This is a genomic window from Helicobacter sp. 13S00401-1, from assembly GCF_002272925.1.
Classification (GTDB): Bacteria; Campylobacterota; Campylobacteria; order Campylobacterales; family Helicobacteraceae; genus Helicobacter_I.
Genome location: NZ_MLAR01000045.1, coordinates 1 through 680 on the forward strand (window position 1 = coordinate 1; position 680 = coordinate 680).

The window sequence follows — 680 nt, forward strand, 5'->3', positions numbered from 1 at the left end:
CGAAAAAGGTACTTTTTCGGCAATCAAGGGGAGAGCCTCGCTAATTCCGTTTCTAGCAAAAAAATGGCGTTCGCACTTCTGCTTACTTGTTTCCATTTTTTTGCACCACGAAACGGGCGAGCTAACGGGCACATTTTATAGAAGTACCTTGTATTTCTATAATTATGTTGTTATTGCGATGGAGTAATTCTCCTATGTATAGCCTTTCGTTTTTGCTTTAGCAAAAACAAGCGTGCGGGGGATTGGGGGTTAGGGAAGGGGGATAAGGGGACCGCATCGCAATTAGGCCCCCTTGTCCCCCTTGCCAAATGCTTTAAGTTTGTAAAAGTAAATTTTGGAATTAAAAGACTTAAGTTCTTAACTAGTTTTTTTATAAGGTTGACTAGCTATCTATTTCAACAGTTTGTTTTTTTATATGTTCTAACTTATATATTTTTTTCTAACCAAAGCGTTAGCTTCCTTGAAAAAGGGGTTTAACCCCTCCTCACTCCCCTTAACCCCGAAAGCGTAAGCTTCCTTGAAACTGGTGTAGTTGCGTAAGCAACTATGGCTTTCTTAAAAGAAAGCCTTTTTCGGCGTGAGCCAAGGGGAGGGCCTCGCTAATTACGTTTCTAGCAAAAATCACGCGTTCGCACTACTGCTCACTTTTCTCGTGATTTTTACACCACGAAACGGGCGAG

1 protein-coding gene is annotated in these 680 nt (G+C 41.5%); it reads left to right on the plus strand.

What is annotated here, in order from left to right; all coding sequences use genetic code 11:
- On the plus strand, positions 1-187 hold a 187-nt coding region (locus BKH43_RS08610), incomplete at its 5' end, for a hypothetical protein (RefSeq protein ID WP_216358503.1).
- Positions 188-680: the final 493 nt, after the last annotated feature.